The sequence below is a fragment of the Bradyrhizobium sp. HKCCYLR20261 genome, from assembly GCF_051168435.1.
Lineage (GTDB): Bacteria > Pseudomonadota > Alphaproteobacteria > Rhizobiales > Xanthobacteraceae > Bradyrhizobium.
Genome location: NZ_JBNPUZ010000012.1, coordinates 168,431 through 183,201, shown reverse-complemented (window position 1 = coordinate 183,201; position 14,771 = coordinate 168,431). Strand labels below are relative to the sequence as shown.

General features: G+C 65.8%; 12 protein-coding genes. 8 read left to right on the top strand and 4 right to left on the bottom strand.

Annotated elements, in window-relative coordinates; genetic code table 11:
* The first annotated feature begins 100 nt into the window (after nucleotides 1-100).
* The 4 genes from ACQR1L_RS25020 (at nucleotide 101) to hydA (ending at nucleotide 4,112) form a co-directional block, all read left to right on the top strand.
* Nucleotides 101-913 (top strand): ABC transporter permease, encoded by an 813-nt coding sequence (locus ACQR1L_RS25020; RefSeq protein WP_434860573.1) that lies wholly within the window; start codon nucleotides 101-103, stop codon nucleotides 911-913.
* A gap of 2 nt (nucleotides 914-915) precedes the next feature.
* On the top strand, nucleotides 916-1,692 hold the full coding sequence (locus ACQR1L_RS25015; RefSeq protein WP_434860572.1) for an ABC transporter ATP-binding protein: 777 nt from the start codon (nucleotides 916-918) through the stop codon (nucleotides 1,690-1,692).
* 262 nt (nucleotides 1,693-1,954) lie between these two features.
* Complete coding sequence (locus tag ACQR1L_RS25010) at nucleotides 1,955-2,683, top strand: maleate cis-trans isomerase family protein (protein ID WP_434860571.1); 729 nt, start codon at nucleotides 1,955-1,957, stop codon at nucleotides 2,681-2,683.
* Between the two features lie 25 nt (nucleotides 2,684-2,708).
* The gene (gene hydA, locus ACQR1L_RS25005; RefSeq protein ID WP_434860570.1) at nucleotides 2,709-4,112 is read left to right on the top strand and encodes a dihydropyrimidinase; all 1,404 of its coding nucleotides are present in this window, start codon (nucleotides 2,709-2,711) and stop codon (nucleotides 4,110-4,112) included.
* 34 nt (nucleotides 4,113-4,146) lie between these two features.
* Here hydA and ACQR1L_RS25000 read toward each other — a convergent pair whose 3' ends face one another.
* Both ACQR1L_RS25000 and ctrA read right to left on the bottom strand, forming a co-directional pair.
* Nucleotides 4,147-4,983 carry a sulfite exporter TauE/SafE family protein gene (locus tag ACQR1L_RS25000; protein ID WP_434860569.1) on the bottom strand — a complete coding sequence of 279 codons (837 nt, stop codon included), beginning with the start codon at nucleotides 4,981-4,983 and terminating at the stop codon, nucleotides 4,147-4,149.
* Between the two features lie 1,140 nt (nucleotides 4,984-6,123).
* Complete coding sequence (ctrA, locus tag ACQR1L_RS24995) at nucleotides 6,124-6,825, bottom strand: response regulator transcription factor CtrA (protein ID WP_006614002.1); 702 nt, start codon at nucleotides 6,823-6,825, stop codon at nucleotides 6,124-6,126.
* Between the two features lie 422 nt (nucleotides 6,826-7,247).
* On the opposite strand from ctrA, the gene fliI reads away from it, so the two are divergent.
* The 4 genes from fliI to ACQR1L_RS24975 all read left to right on the top strand — a co-directional run bounded on the left by fliI (nucleotide 7,248) and on the right by ACQR1L_RS24975 (nucleotide 11,034).
* The gene (fliI, locus tag ACQR1L_RS24990; RefSeq protein ID WP_434860568.1) at nucleotides 7,248-8,570 is read left to right on the top strand and encodes a flagellar protein export ATPase FliI; all 1,323 of its coding nucleotides are present in this window, start codon (nucleotides 7,248-7,250) and stop codon (nucleotides 8,568-8,570) included.
* 109 nt (nucleotides 8,571-8,679) lie between these two features.
* Nucleotides 8,680-9,099, top strand: coding sequence for a flagellar export protein FliJ (fliJ, locus tag ACQR1L_RS24985; protein WP_008960735.1), 420 nt, complete (start codon nucleotides 8,680-8,682; stop codon nucleotides 9,097-9,099).
* Between the two features lie 150 nt (nucleotides 9,100-9,249).
* The gene (locus ACQR1L_RS24980) at nucleotides 9,250-9,798 is read left to right on the top strand and encodes a sigma-70 family RNA polymerase sigma factor (protein ID WP_434860567.1); all 549 of its coding nucleotides are present in this window, start codon (nucleotides 9,250-9,252) and stop codon (nucleotides 9,796-9,798) included.
* A 63-nt stretch (nucleotides 9,799-9,861) separates the two neighbouring features.
* Entirely contained in the window at nucleotides 9,862-11,034 is a 1,173-nt protein-coding gene (locus ACQR1L_RS24975; protein ID WP_434860566.1) for an anti-sigma factor, read from the top strand.
* A gap of 132 nt (nucleotides 11,035-11,166) precedes the next feature.
* Here the strand turns inward: ACQR1L_RS24975 and ACQR1L_RS24970 are convergent, their stop codons facing one another.
* Both ACQR1L_RS24970 and flhA read right to left on the bottom strand, forming a co-directional pair.
* Nucleotides 11,167-11,367 carry a hypothetical protein gene (locus ACQR1L_RS24970; protein WP_434860565.1) on the bottom strand — a complete coding sequence of 67 codons (201 nt, stop codon included), beginning with the start codon at nucleotides 11,365-11,367 and terminating at the stop codon, nucleotides 11,167-11,169.
* Nucleotides 11,368-11,739: 372 nt separating this feature from the next.
* A complete protein-coding gene (gene flhA, locus ACQR1L_RS24965) occupies nucleotides 11,740-13,872 on the bottom strand; it encodes a flagellar biosynthesis protein FlhA (RefSeq protein ID WP_434860564.1) in 2,133 nt (710 codons plus the stop codon).
* Nucleotides 13,873-14,771: the final 899 nt, after the last annotated feature.

The window sequence follows — 14,771 nt, the reverse complement described above, 5'->3', positions numbered from 1 at the left end:
GGGGCGAGGGGGCGCACCGCTCTTGCCGCGAAGAGCCTGGATCCAACTCCGACACGCCAACGGTCGAGCAGATGATTTATCAAAACCCCATGATCCTCCAATGACCTCTGCACTCGCGCATTTGCGCAAGCTCGACCGCGCCATCGTCCCCGTGCTGGTGCTCGCCGGCTGGGAGGCCTTCTCGCGCTCCGGCGCGTTGCCGGCCGCCCTGCTCCCCGCGCCGTCGACGGTCGTATGGGCGTGGGCCGACTGGCTGGTCGGCACCGACGGCAACACCCAGACCTATAGCGGCCATTGGCTCGCCGACATGCTGGCGAGCCTGTCGCGCGTCGCGGCGGGCTTCGCCATCGCCACCATCCTTGGCGTGGCGCTCGGCGTCGCCATCGGCTGGTCGCGCAAGATCGAGATCGTGATCGAGCCGACCTTGCAGATGCTGCGCCCGATCCCGCCGGTGTCGTGGATCCCGCTCGCTATCATCTGGTTCGGCATCGCCAACAAGCCGGCGATCTTCCTGGTGTTCCTCGGCGCGTTCTTCCCGATCCTGCTCAACACCATCCATGGCGTGAAGACCTGCGACCGCAACCTCATCCGCGCCGGCGCCATGGTCGGCGGCAGCGAGCGCAAGTTGCTGCGCTACATCGTCGTGCCCGCGGCGATGCCGAGCATCTTCGCCGGCCTGCGCATCGGCATCGGCTCGGCCTGGATGCTCACCGTCACCGCCGAGATGGTGGCGGTGAAGAGCGGCCTCGGCTACGTGCTGTGGGACAGCTACTACTTCCTGCGCTACGATCTGGTGCTGGCGGCAATGGCGAGCATCGGCCTGCTCGGTTTCTGCAGCGACCTCGCCATCCGCATGGTGATGGCGCGCGTGCTGCATTGGCAGCGCAATACGACGCTTCGCGGCGGAGAATGACAATGGCGACCATCGACATCTCCGGCGTCTCCAAGATTTTCACCGATAAGAAGCGCAACGCCGACGTCACCGCGCTTGGCGATATCAACCTGTCCATCGCGCGCAACGAGTTCGTCTGCCTGCTCGGCCCGTCCGGCTGCGGCAAGTCCACCTTGCTCAACATGATCGCCGGTTTCGAGCAGCCGAGCGCGGGAACGGTCAGCGTCGACGGCCGGCCCGTCACCGCGCCCGGCGCCGATCGCGGCGTCGTGTTCCAGCACGCCAATCTGATGCCGTGGCTGCCGGTGTGGGAAAACGTCGCCTTCCACCTGCTGCTCGCCGGCGGCCAGAAGGCCGAGCGCCGTGCCCGCGCGCAGGTCTATATCGACATGGTCGGACTCACCGGCTTCGAGAACCACTATCCGTCCGAGCTGTCCGGCGGCATGAACCAGCGCGTCGGCATTGCGCGGGCGCTGCTGATGAATCCGCAGGTCATCCTGATGGACGAGCCGTTCGGCGCGCTCGACGAGCAGACCCGCATGGACATGCAGACCGAGCTGGTGCGCATTTGGCAGCAGCACCAGGGCACGATCGTGTTCGTGACGCATGGCATCGACGAGGCACTGACCCTGGGCACGCATGTGGCGGTGATGAGTGCGCGTCCGGGACGGATCGTCGAGATCATCCCGATCGACCTGCCGCGGCCGCGGGATATCACGTCACCGCAGTTCAATGAGTTGAAGCGGCATATTTTGGCGCTGCTGCGTGGGGAGCGGGCGGAGCAGAGGGCGAGTGCATGAACAACTTCAGTTTGGTGTACAACTCATCCGGCGAGCTCGGTCTGTACCTCTCCCCGTGTGCGGGGAGAGGTCGGATCGCATCGCAAGATGCGATCCGGGTGAGGGGGGCTCTCCGCACGGTCGGTGGGTGGGGTGGCCCCTCACCCCAATCCTCTCAGCGCGAGCGAAGCTCGTCGCGGCCCCGTGAAGAACGGGGAGAGGGAGCACACTGCCATCGGGGCGCACATTTCCGATCGCACTCGCATGAGAAAGCCGCTCACCCATGACCAAACGTACCCTTCTCGGCATGCTGACGCCGTCGTCCAACACGGCGCTGGAGCCGATCACCTCGGCGATGGTGGCGGAGCTGCCCAACGTCTCCGCGCACTTCTCCCGATTCAAGGTCACCGAGATCGCGCTGTCCACCGACGCGCTGGCGCAGTTCGACACCAGCAACATCCTGCGCGCCGCCGAGCTGCTCGCCCATGCCAAGGTCGATGTCATCGGCTGGAACGGCACCTCCTCCGGCTGGCTCGGCTTCGAGGCCGATGTTCGCCTTTGCGAGCAGATCACCGCGGCCACCGGCATCCCCGCGACCACCTCGATGCTGGCGCTTAACGAGATCCTGGCCGCGATGAAGGCCACCTCGCTCGGCCTCGTTACCCCCTATCGCGACGACGTGCAGGCGCGCATCATCGCCAATTACGCCAGGCTCAGCATCGCCTGCCGCGGCGACCGCCACCTCAATTTGCAGGATAATTTCTCCTTCGCCGAGGTGACGCCTACCGAGATCGAGACCATGATCCGCGAGGTCGCGCGCGAGAAGCCGGATGCGATCGCGGTGGTCTGCACCAACATGCGCGCCGCCCCGCTGGCCGCGCGGCTGGAGCTCGAGACCGGCATTCCCATTCTCGACACCATCGCCACCGTGGTATGGAAGTCGCTGAAACTGGCAGGGGTCGATGTCGGCGGCGTCAGCGGCTGGGGATCGCTGTTTCAGAAATTCGCTTGAGATCGAGACTGGGAGAGCGCGTCACATGGCTGCCTTCGACACCGTCATCCGCAACGGCACGGTCGCCACCGCGAGCGACACGTTCAAAGCCGATGTCGCCATCAAACAGGGCCGCATTGCCGCGATCGGCGAGGCCATCACCGATGCCGACGAGGTCGTCGATGCCTCGGGCCTGCTCGTGCTGCCGGGCGGCATCGACAGCCACGTCCACATCAGCCAGCCCTCCGGCCCCGGCATCGTCATGGCCGACGATTTCGAGAGCGCGACGCGGGCCGCGGCGTTCGGCGGCAACACCTTCGTGATGCCCTACTGCCTGCAGGAAAAGGGGCAGCCGCTGCGCGCCGCGCTGAAGGACTATCACGCGTTGGCCGACAAGGCCTGCTACGTCGACCACTCCTTCCACCTCATCATCGCCGACCCCTCCGACTCCGTGCTCGGCCAGGAACTGCCGGCGCTGGTCGGCGACGGCTATTCATCGCTGAAGATCTTCATGACCTATGAGGGTCTCGCGCTGAACGACTACGAGATTCTGGGCGTGCTGCAGGTCGCGCGCGAGACCGGCGCGCTGGTGCAGATCCATGCCGAGAACTACGATGCCATCCGCTTCCTCACCGACCGGCTCGAGCGCGAAGGCAAGATCGCGCCGTACTATCACGGCAAGTCGCGCCCGATCCCGGTTGAGCGTGAGGCCACCCATCGCGCGATCTCGCTGGCCGAACTGATCGACGTGCCCATCGTCATCGTCCACGTCTCCAACCGCGACGCGATGGAGGAGATCCGCCGCGCGCAAGCTCGCGGCCTCAAGATCCATGGCGAGACCTGCCCGCAATATCTGGTGCTGACCGAGGAGGACATGCAGGGCCTCAACATGGAAGGCGCGAAGTACGTCTGCTCGCCGCCGCCGCGCGACAAGGCCAGCCAGGAGGCGTGCTGGGAAGGCCTGCAAAGGGGCGTGTTCTCGCTGTTCTCGTCAGACCACTGCCCGTTCCGCTACGACGACGAGGCCGGCAAGCTGACCCCGAAGGGCCGCACCAGCTTCCGCTGGGTGCCGAACGGCATCCCCGGCGTCGAGACCCGCCTGCCGATCCTGTTCTCCGAGGGCGTCAGCAAGGGCCGCATCACCCTCAACCAGTTCGTCGCCTTCACCGCCACCAACCACGCCAAGACCTACGGCCTGAAAGGCAAGGGCTCGATCGCGATCGGCTACGACGCCGACATCGCGTTGTGGGACCCCAGCAAGACCGCCAAGATCAGTCAGGACGGTTTGCACCACGGCTCCGACTACACACCCTACGAAGGCATCGAGATCACCGGCTGGCCGGTGGCGACAATGCTGCGCGGCAAGTTCGTGGTGCGGGACGGGAAGCTGCTCGGCGCGAAGGGTGAGGGACGATACGTGACGCGGGGCAAGCCGGGCGGGGCGGCGTAGAACGCGAACGAGCCGCCTCCGCGTCGGCACTGGATCACTTGTGCCGCCACACCTTCACCGAGGACACCAGCAGGATCACGGCAAGGATCGGCAGCAGGACCTGATCCGGTACGAGGCCGAGCAGGCGGCCGCCGATGAAGGTGCCGAGGATCGAGCCGAGCGCCATCACCAGCACGAACCGCCGGTTGTCGGCGACCACGGAGAAGGCGCTGGACTGGCTGTAGCGGGTGAAGCCGACGATCATCGTCGGCAGGCTGACCGCCAGCGACAGGCTGCCGGCCAGCTTGATGTCGGCGCCGAACAGCAGCACCAGCGTCGGGATCAGCAGCTCGCCGCCGGCCACGCCCATCAGCGCGGCGACGATGCCGATGCCGAACCCGGCGACGACGCCTGCGACGATCTGCGCCGGGCCGGTCAGCAGCGCCGCGTGACTTGACGGGCCGTGCCCGAGCAGCAGTGCGCCTGCGATCAGCACGAGCAGCACCGCCAGCACCCGATAGAGATTGCGCGAGCTGAGCCGCGTCGCCCAGCCGGCGCCGAGCCAGGCGCCGGCGAGGCTGCCGGCCAGCAGGTTGATCACGACCGGCCAATGCGCGGCGATGGTGCCGAACGGCACCGTCGCGGCGCGAAACGGCAGTGCGGTTGCGACCACGATCAGGCTCATGGCCTTGTTCAGGATCACGGCCTGCAGCGCCTGGAAGCGGAACGGGCCGATCAGCAGCGGCAACCTGAATTCGGCGCCGCCCAGCCCGATCAGTCCGCCGAGCGCACCGATCACGGCGCCGCCGGCAAAGGCGGGCAGCGGGTTGGTTGTCCTGGCCGGGGTGTCGATGCCGGCGTCGGATGCGTCGTGGGCGGTCGGGTGGGTCATCGGCGAGCCTCATCGTCCGGACGGCGTGGCCATCCGCTTTGCGAACATCTGCCAAACGAGACGATGACAAGGCGCCGCCCTTGCCGCCACGCGGGCGGTGCTCAGCAAGCAGCCGAAGCAGCGCGCGTCAAGACATCGGCAGGACCGGGCGCGAAAGATTTCGATTTCGTTTTTCCGGAAAATATGCTTTACTGTCTGCGTTCCGCCCCAACGAGGGGACGCTTCGCGGTCGTCACGGACGTCGGGTGTGGGATGCGATGGGCGCTTGGGGTCGCAGCATGGCTTGTCCGTGCCGACGAACGATCCCGGGCGCACGATGAAGTGGCGTGGTCCTGGCCTCCCGGTGCTGAGGTCAAGCCTGCTGGCGTTGCGGAGGACGCTGCCGGTGGGCGATGGGGGCAAAAAGCCGGTCCCCAAGGAGATCGCCTATAAATCGTAAAGCCATCGCGCGGGGAGGGCCGGGTGTTTCGGCCAGACCTGTGGTGACTGCCGCCTGCTTTTTTTGCTGCAGGCGGGCCACGGGCGCGGCCAGCGCCCGGCCTTCCCTGCGCCCTCAATTTGGAAGAGGGCGGTGAGAATGGCGAGAAACTCGGGCGCTGGGCGCCGCGAGATCGCGAGAGTGTGCGACGATGGGTTTCTTCTATGATTTCGTCGATGGTGTCTTGGAGAGCTCGATGGCGGCGATTGCGCTCATGTGTGAGATGCGGCTGCGCCATGCGCGGTGGAAGGTGAGGGAGTACTTGTCAGTTTGAGCCACGCCCGTGCGGCAACGGCGGTAAGCTCCCCTCCCCCTTGCGGGGAGGGGTTGGGGGTGGGGGTTTCTTGCTCAGGACCGAGCTTGGGGCAGGGACTGACAAGCGGCGTGTTGGTGGTGAGATCGCTTGCTGATCGGCTTCGGCCGAAGGGGCCCACAATGCAGACCATTTCCGGGGACCCCCACCCCCGACCCCTCCCTGCAAGGGGGAGGGGAGCGCACCTGTCGCGTGGCGAGAGCTTGGCTCCAACGCGAACTCGTCTGGTGCAAAGCGGCCGCTCCATTGCCAATCACCATCCTCCCACAAACAAAAACCCCGCCATTTGCGGCGGGGCTCAGTCTGGGAGGAGCAAGCCGTGAGGCCTGCCGAGTTGCCCAGTGAAAGATCAGGCGGGGATGCGCTCGTCGAGGTCGTGCGGCTCGCGCAGCACGTAGCCGCGGCCCCAGACGGTCTCGATGAAATTGCGGCCTTCGGAAGCGTTGGCGAGCTTCTTGCGCAGCTTGCAGATGAAGACGTCGATGATCTTGAGTTCGGGCTCGTCCATGCCGCCGTAGAGATGGTTGAGGAACATCTCCTTGGTGAGGGTGGTGCCCTTGCGGAGCGAGAGCAGCTCCAGCATCTGGTATTCCTTGCCGGTCAGGTGCACGCGCTGGCCGCCGACTTCGACCGTCTTGGTGTCGAGGTTGACGACGAGGTCGCCGGTCTGGATGACCGACTGGGCGTGGCCCTTGGAACGGCGGACGATCGCGTGGATGCGCGCGATCAGCTCGTCCTTGTGGAACGGCTTGGTCATGTAGTCGTCGGCGCCGAAGCCGAGACCCTTGACCTTGTCCTCGATGCCGGCGAGGCCGGACAGGATCAGGATCGGGGTCTTGATCTTCGAGACGCGCAGCTGCTTGAGCACGTCGTAACCGGACATGTCGGGCAGATTGAGGTCGAGAAGGATGATGTCGTAATCGTACAACTTGCCGAGGTCGACGCCTTCTTCGCCGAGGTCAGTCGTGTAGACGTTGAAGCTTTCGGACTTCAACATCAGCTCGATCGACTGCGCGACGGCGCTGTCATCCTCAATCAGCAAAACGCGCATGCCAGTTCCCCATAGTCGCCGCTCCGGGCGTCAGGTCGGCCGCCACCGCGGCACTCAAAACGCCTTTGAACAACTGATTCGGATCCTGACGAGAGATGGTTAACAAATCCTGATTCCGCTGCGCAAGCTCAATCCGTGCAATTTTTGTCGAATCGCCGTAAGGTGTTGCGAAGAAGCAGGTTTTCTCAGCCGACCTCGTTCAAGCTCCATGTGAAGAGATGGAACTAACCGACTCTCGTTCCTCACCGCTTTTGGGGGGCGGCAAAGCGCACTACGTCAGTCACTCCAGACCATGACGCAATGATTAATGATGCGAGTAAACACAGAGTTAAACCGGCGCAGCGAATCTGCCCTTACTTAAGGTTTTCGCAATGAAGGCTGTTTTGTGATGGCGGCGGTTCCGCGATGAAGGTGGTTCCGTGATGAAAGCGCTGGCCGAGCAGATCGGTGACATCGACGCCGTGAACACCTATGGGCGCGTCGTCGGCGTGAAGGGGCTGATGGTGGAGATCGCCGGGCCGATCCACGCGATGTCGGTCGGCGCGCGGCTGATGATCGAGACCGGCAGCAATGTCATTCCTGCCGAGGTGATCGGCTTCTCCGGCAAGAATGCGGTGGTGATGCCGTTCGCCGGGCTCGAAGGGGTGCGGCGCGGCTGCCGCGCCGTCATCGCCAACTCCGCCAACCAGGTGCGGCCGTCACAGGCCTGGCTCGGCCGCGTCGTCAACGCGATGGGCGAGCCGATCGACGGCAAGGGGCCGCTGCCGCAGGGCGCGGCGCCGGTTCCCTACCGCAACAATCCGCCGCCGGCGCATTCGCGCAAGCGCGTCGGCGCGCCGCTCGACCTCGGCGTGCGCGCGCTGAACACCTTTCTCACCTGCTGCCGCGGCCAGCGGCTCGGCATCTTCGCCGGCTCCGGCGTCGGCAAATCGGTGCTGCTGTCGATGCTGGCGCGCAACGTCGATGCGGCAGTGTCGGTCATCGGGCTGATCGGCGAACGCGGCCGCGAGGTGCAGGAGTTCCTGCAGGACGATCTCGGCGAGGAGGGCCTTGCCCGCTCGGTCGTGGTTGTCGCGACCTCCGACGAGCCGGCGCTGATGCGGCGGCAGGCGGCGTATCTGACGCTCGCAATCTCCGAATATTTTCGCGACGAAGGTAAGGATGTTCTCTGCCTGATGGACTCGGTGACGCGCTTTGCGATGGCGCAGCGTGAGATCGGGCTGTCGGCCGGCGAGCCGCCGACCGCGAAGGGCTACACGCCGACCGTGTTTACAGAACTGCCGAAATTGCTCGAGCGGGCCGGGCCCGGCAGCGGCGACGGCACCATCACCGGGATCTTCACGGTGCTGGTCGACGGCGACGATCATAATGAGCCGGTGGCGGACGCGGTGCGCGGCATTCTCGACGGCCACGTCGTGATGCAACGTTCGATCGCCGAACGCGGCCGTTATCCGGCCATCAACATCCTCAAATCGGTGTCGCGGACGATGCCGAAATCAGCCGATCCCGTCTTCCTGCCGACCATCATGCGCGCGCGCCAGGTGATGGCGACCTACGCCGACATGGAAGAGCTGATCCGGCTCGGCGCCTATCGCGCGGGTTCCAGTCCGGAGGTCGACGAGGCGATCAAGCTGCACGAGCCGCTGGAGGCGTTCCTGCGCCAGCGCAAGGATGAGGTGTGCGGGCTCGCTCAGGGGTATCGGGAGCTGGAACAGATCCTGGGGCGCTTGGAAACGGAAAGCTAACTTTGTCGGGACATCATCCCCTCCATGTCACGAGCCTAGTCGGCGAGCCCAGTAAGGGCGGCCGGCCCTGTCCCGCGCCGTCTACGGGACTTCTGGGGAGTATGAGTCGATGAAGTCGCGCGAAACGCTGATCCGTCTGAAGAAATTTCAGGTGGATGAGAAACGCCGCCGGGTGACGCAGATCGAGGGCATGATCGCTGACTTCCAGCGCATGTCGGCCGAGCTCGAGCGGGAAATCCAGACCGAACAGGAGCGGGCCGGCATCAACGACCCGACCCATTTTGCCTATCCGACCTACGCCAAGGCGGCGATCCAGCGCCGCGAGAACCTGACGCGCTCGGCCGACGAACTGCGCGCGCAGCTCGAGGACGCCAAGGCGGCGCTGTCCGAGGCGTTCGAGGAGATGAAGAAGGTCGAACTGCTCGACGAGCGCGACCAGGCCCGCGAAAAGGCCGAGGAAAGCGCCCGCGAGCAGGCGGACATGGACAGTATCGGCCTGATGCGCGCCCGGCTCGGCGTCATCGCCTGAGCCGGCCCGCCACGGGTCTGTTGCCTCGAAAACCCGGGCCGCGAGGTCCGGGTTTTTCGTCATGTCCGCCCGGCTGGAGCGCCGCGCGCGATGTGTGCTACGGGAGGACAGGTTCGAGCGAGGGAGTGGGGCGATTTTCGGGGACGCTGAATGCTGACGCCGGCAGAGCTGGTCTTGTTGCTTGCCGCCGTCGCCAAGGGTGACGAGGCCGCGTTCGAGCGCCTTTACGCGGCGACGCGCGCGAAACTCTATGGCGTCGTGCTCCGTATCTTGCATCGACAGGACCTCGCCGAGGAGGTCGTCCAGGAGACCTACGTCAAGGTCTGGAACAACGCCGCGCAATTCAATCCGGCCGTGTCTTCCCCGATTACCTGGATGGCCGCCATCGCCCGCAACCGGGCCATCGATCTCGTGCGCAAGCGCGGCGAGCTGTCTCTGGAGGATGAGCCCTCCGCGCTGGAGGTGGCGGCCGAGACGCCGGATCCGCTGGCGCGCCGGGAAATGTCGGAGGAGTTGAAGCGGCTGTTGGAATGCGTCGGCCAGCTCGAGCCGGACCGGCAGAAGCTGGTGCTGCTTGCCTACTATAACGGCTGGAGCCGCGAGCAATTGGCGACCAAGTTCGATGCGCCGGTGAACACGGTGAAGACCTGGCTCAGGCGGAGCATGATGGACATCCGCCAATGCCTGGGTCTCGGATGAGGTGCTGTTGGACTGAGAGCGTAAGCGCAAGAGATCTTGGTGGTGACGTGACCTGGACCTGTGATGGCGTATAGCGAAGACCATATCGCGCTTGCCGCGGAATATGCGTTGGGCACGCTCGACGCCGCCGAACGCGCGCAGGTCGAGACCATGATGGTCGTCGACCGCGATTTCGCTGCGCTGGTTCAGGCGTGGGAATTGCGGCTTGGCGCGCTCAATCAGATGGTCGGCCTGGTCGAGCCGCGGCCGGAGCTGTGGGACCGCATCAAGGCCGCGATCGCGCAGTCGCTGCCGGCGGCGGTCGCTGCGACACCGGCAACTGAGGCACTGGCACCTGAGGCACCGGCGGTCGAGACACCGGCGGCTGAGCCCCCGGCGGCCGAGCCGCCGGCGCCGGACTTTGCCGCTCCGGTTGTCGTCGTGCCCCCGGAGGTGCCGGCGCCTGATGCCCCACCGGTCATCGCGGAAGCGCGACAGGACGAAGCGCCCAAGCTCGATGTGCCGGCGGTTGAGCAGCAGCCGGTCGCCGAGCCCACTCAGATCAAGCCGTCCGAGGCCAATCCCCGGAAGCCCGAAGCTCCGCCGATCGAGATTGCCAAGCCCGAGCCTGCAACCGCTGCTGAGGCGCCCGCGGTGGTCGCGCCGCGGCGCACGTTCGCTGCCGCCCAGGAGCGTGCAGACGAGCGCGCCAATGTGGTGCAGCTCTCCTCCAGGGTCCGGCAGTGGCGCGCGGTCGCCAACGTCATGACCGCGCTGGCCGCGGTGCTGCTGGCGCTGGTCGGCGTGCAGGTCTATCGCCCTGATCTGCTGCCGCAGCCGTTGCAGCCGAAGCCGCGCATCCAGACCGTCGAGGTCAAGGTGCCGGCCGCGCCAGAGCCCGCCGCCCAGTTCGTGGCCCTGCTGCAAAAGGATGCCGCGTCGCCGGCGTTCATCCTCACCGTGGATTCCGCCACCAGGAGCTACACGGTGCGCCGTGTCGGCGCGGCGCCCGAGCCCGGCAAGAGCTTCGAACTGTGGATCGTCTCCGACAAGCTGCAGAAGCCGCGCTCGCTCGGCGTCATCGGCGGCAGTGATTTCACCAGCCGCCCGGTGCTGTCCTCCTACGACCCCGACATCGTCAGCCGCGCCACCTATGCCGTCACCGTCGAGCCGGAAGGCGGCTCGCCGACGGGGCAGGCAACGGGGCCGATCGTCTTTACCGGCAAGCTGATCGAGACGGTGCCGCCGGGCAAGTAGGCCAAAACGCAAAAAAGAAAACGCCCGTGGGGAGCGGGCGTTTTCGGTAGTCGACTTGGGGTTGGGTCTACTACATATCCACGCGGCCAGTTGGGGGGGCTGTGAGAACCGCGTGAATTCCGGGAATTCGTATCAGCGAACCAGCGACGTCTGCGAGCTCGTCACCGCGACCGGCTTGCCGGCCTTGAGGACCTTGGCGGTCTGCGTGTAGTTCGGCTCCGCGTTCAAACGGGCGGAGATGCCAAGGCCGGCCACCGCGATGCCAGCTACGAGCGCAACCACCACGATCTTGAGGTGGGTCGTCCGATCCGCGCTGTAAATCGAGTGGTTCATGGAAGCCTCCTGCCGTCTTCCGTCCTTCGCTGATTCGTGTGAGCCGGCGACGTTCCGGTTCATCGTCTCGCGAACAGTAACGTAGGAAACCGCGATTCTGTTTCGCAGGGGCCATCACAAGCGTGTGAATACGTGTGATGCTTCGCGATTGCAATCCTCGAAAATCGATCTTAGTCATTCAAGATCAAATACTTAAATGATGGTTCCGACTGTGGCTGCCATATCAGCCACCTAACGCAAAATTAAGAAATCGTTTGCCTGTTGCGGCGAAGCAAGGGTTGGTTTGCTTGGAAAAGCGGCAAGACCGGCGCTCCGCACCGGTCCTGCCTTCATCAACTTCAGACTGACTCGCAGGTTCCGCACCCGTTTGCCTCACACGCTCCCCACCGTCTTCAGCCGCGCCCGGGGATGAATCTCGGCCTGCGACAGCACCGTGGTCTGAGCGCGGAAGCGTTCGACCAGCGAGCGGACGAAGGGACGGATCGCCGCCGACGTCACCAGCACCGGCGACTCGCCTTCGCGGGCGGCGCGCTCGAACGCGTCGCGGGTCGCGGTCATGAACTCCGACAGCCGCGACGGCTGCATCGCGAGGCTGCGTTCCTCGCCCTGGCCGATCAGCGACTCTGCGAAGGCCTGCTCCCACTTTGCCGACAGCGCGATCAACGGCAAATAGCCCATCGGCGAGGTGTTCTGGGCGCAGATCTGGCGGGCGAGGCGGGCGCGGACGTGCTCGACGATCGTCGCCGGGTTGCGCGAGAAGGCGAGCGCGTCGGCGACGCCTTCGAGGATGGTCGAGAGATCGCGGATCGAGATCCGCTCCGACAGCAGCAGTTGCAGCACGCGCTGCAGGCCGGAGATCGTGATCTGCGTCGGCACGATGTCCTTGACCAGCTCGCTCTGCTCCTTCGGCAGCTCCTTCAGGAGCTTCTGCACCTCGCCGTAGGACAAGAGGTCGCTCATATTGGCCTTGAGCAGCTCGGTCAGATGGGTCGACAGCACGGTCGCCGCGTCCACCACCGTATAGCCCTTCAGCGTCGCCTCCTCCTTCAGGCCGGCATCGACCCAGGTGGCGGGCAGGCCGAAGGTCGGCTCCGTGGTGTGGATGCCGGGCACCGCGACCTGGTTGCCGCCGGGGTCCATGACCATGAACTGGCTCGGCCAGATCTTGCCGGAGCCGGCGTCGACCTCCTTGATCTTGATGATGTAGGTGTTGGCCTCGAGCTGGACGTTGTCGAGGATGCGCACCGAAGGCATGACAAAACCCATCTCGATCGCCAGCGACCGCCGGAGCGCCTTGATCTGGTCGGTCAGCCGGTCGGTGCCGTCGGGCGCGTTGACCAGCGGCAGCAGCGCGTAGCCGAGCTCGATCTTGAGATCGTCGATCTTGAGCGCGGCGGAGATCGGCTCCTCGGCGGCCGCGGCAGAGGCGGCGGCTGCGGCGGGCGCGGCGGCGGCCGCGGCGATCTCCTCGGCCTTCGCCACTTCCTTGTGGCGGCGCGCCTTCAGCGCCAGCGCGGCGGCGCCGCCGCCGAGCGCGAGGAACGGGATGGTCGGAATGCCCGGCAGCAACGCCAGCACCAGCATGACCGCCGCGGACATGCCGAGCGCTTGCGGATAGCCGGAGAACTGCTTGATCAGCGCCTTGTCGGCGGCGCCGGTCACGCCGGCCTTGGAGACGAGCAGGCCGGCCGCGGTGGACACGATCAGCGCCGGCACCTGGGTGACGAGGCCGTCGCCGACGGTCAGCGTGGTGTAGGTGCGGGCCGCTTCGGCAAAACCCAGGCCCTGCTGGGCCACGCCGATGATGATGCCGCCGATGATGTTGATGAAGACGACGAGCAGGCCGGCGACGGCATCGCCGCGGACGAATTTCGAGGCACCGTCCATCGCGCCGAAGAAGCCGCTTTCGTCCTCCAGTTCCTTGCGCCGGGCCTTGGCGACCTTCTCGTCGATCAGGCCGGCGGAGAGGTCGGCGTCGATCGCCATCTGCTTGCCGGGCATCGAGTCCAAATGGAAGCGTGCCGCGACCTCGGCGATGCGGCCCGAACCCTTGGTGATGACGACGAAGTTCACCGTCACCAGGATCGCGAACACGATGATGCCGATGACGAAATTGCCGCCCATCACGAAATTGCCGAACGCCTCGATGACGTGGCCGGCCGCATCCGTGCCCTCGTGGCCGCGCGACAGGATCAGCCGGGTCGAGGCCAGGTTCAGCGACAGCCGCAGCATCGTCGAGATCAGCAGGATGGTCGGAAACGACGAGAATTCCAGCGGTGCCTGGATGAACAGAGCGGTCATCAGGATCAGGATCGACAGGGTGATCGAGATCGCCAGGAACAGGTCGAGCACCAGTGAGGGCAGCGGCAGGATCAGCACCACCAGGATGGTGAGGATGCCGAGCGCCAGCGCGATGTCGCCGCGCATGATCAGCGTCTTGAGATCGCCGAATGAGAACCCGCCGGTCGGAGAGCCGGCTCCCTGACCCGCCGTGACGTCGACCATGGCTTTCGCCCCTTCCCGGGGGCCGCGTTTGCCGGCCCCAAACGACTGCGCGGCGGCCACAGGGCCACCGTTCCGAAACTGAGGTACCGCGCTGGCGTCCACGGAAGCTCTCCCCCGTCAACAGCACCCAATCACGACACGCATCGTCCCACCCGGCAATTTTTGCCCGGTGTATGGTTAGCGTTCGGTTAACGGCGGTTAACGAAACGTTGCGGGGGGAGGGGATGCGCGCTCCTGCCGCATGGTCAGTCAGCCGCTGCGGCTTGCGGGGATTGCTCCTCATGGTGAGGAGCGCCGAAGGCGCGTCTCGAACCATGAGGCCGAGGTCCGGGCCTCGCCCTTCGAGACGACCGCCTTCGGCGGTCTCCTCAGGGTGAGGGGAGGTGCCGGAGCGCGGGGCTTGAAAACCCTCAACAGGCGCTTGGTCCTTCCCGACGAGGGCGCTGAGCATGACCAATGTGCACCTCCGGCTTCGTGCCCGTCTCCTCTCCATGAACACGCCGCTTGGCGTGTTCATGGTCGATGTGCAGTGCCCCCGGCTTTGGCTCCTCATGGTGAGGAGCGTCGCCCTTGCGACGCGTCTCGAACCATGAGGCCCCGCCGCCGCAACTTGCCGGCGCACGCCGATAAACGTCGTCTCCTAGACATGCGCCATCATCTCCCGCGGCGCATCGCGCCCGAGTTGTGCATCAGGTCCGCCCTCGATACCGGGGAGGGCGCAGGGAAGGCCGGGCGCTGGCCGCGCCCGTGGCCCGCCTGCAGCAAAAAAAGCAGGCGGCAGTCACCACAGGTCTGGCCGAACACACCCGGCCTTCCCTGCGCGACGGTTGGAACGGCTTATACGTGGTCTCCCTGGTGCGCCGGGCTTGTTGGCCACCATCACCGGCGTGATGCGCGAG

Bases quoted from the DNA above. Each gene is read 5' to 3' on its own strand.
- ctrA (WP_006614002.1), bottom strand. From the start codon at position 6,825: ATGCGCGTTTTGCTGATTGAGGATGACAGCGCCGTCGCGCAGTCGATC.
- ACQR1L_RS25010 (WP_434860571.1), top strand. From the start codon at position 1,955: ATGACCAAACGTACCCTTCTCGGCATGCTGACGCCGTCGTCCAACACG.
- flhA (WP_434860564.1), bottom strand. From the start codon at position 13,872: ATGGTCGACGTCACGGCGGGTCAGGGAGCCGGCTCTCCGACCGGCGGG.
- fliJ (WP_008960735.1), top strand. From the start codon at position 8,680: ATGAAGTCGCGCGAAACGCTGATCCGTCTGAAGAAATTTCAGGTGGAT.
- ACQR1L_RS25015 (WP_434860572.1), top strand. From the start codon at position 916: ATGGCGACCATCGACATCTCCGGCGTCTCCAAGATTTTCACCGATAAG.
- ACQR1L_RS24975 (WP_434860566.1), top strand. From the start codon at position 9,862: ATGGCGTATAGCGAAGACCATATCGCGCTTGCCGCGGAATATGCGTTG.
- ACQR1L_RS25020 (WP_434860573.1), top strand. From the start codon at position 101: ATGACCTCTGCACTCGCGCATTTGCGCAAGCTCGACCGCGCCATCGTC.
- ACQR1L_RS24970 (WP_434860565.1), bottom strand. From the start codon at position 11,367: ATGAACCACTCGATTTACAGCGCGGATCGGACGACCCACCTCAAGATC.
- ACQR1L_RS24980 (WP_434860567.1), top strand. From the start codon at position 9,250: ATGCTGACGCCGGCAGAGCTGGTCTTGTTGCTTGCCGCCGTCGCCAAG.
- hydA (WP_434860570.1), top strand. From the start codon at position 2,709: ATGGCTGCCTTCGACACCGTCATCCGCAACGGCACGGTCGCCACCGCG.
- fliI (WP_434860568.1), top strand. From the start codon at position 7,248: ATGAAAGCGCTGGCCGAGCAGATCGGTGACATCGACGCCGTGAACACC.
- ACQR1L_RS25000 (WP_434860569.1), bottom strand. From the start codon at position 4,983: ATGACCCACCCGACCGCCCACGACGCATCCGACGCCGGCATCGACACC.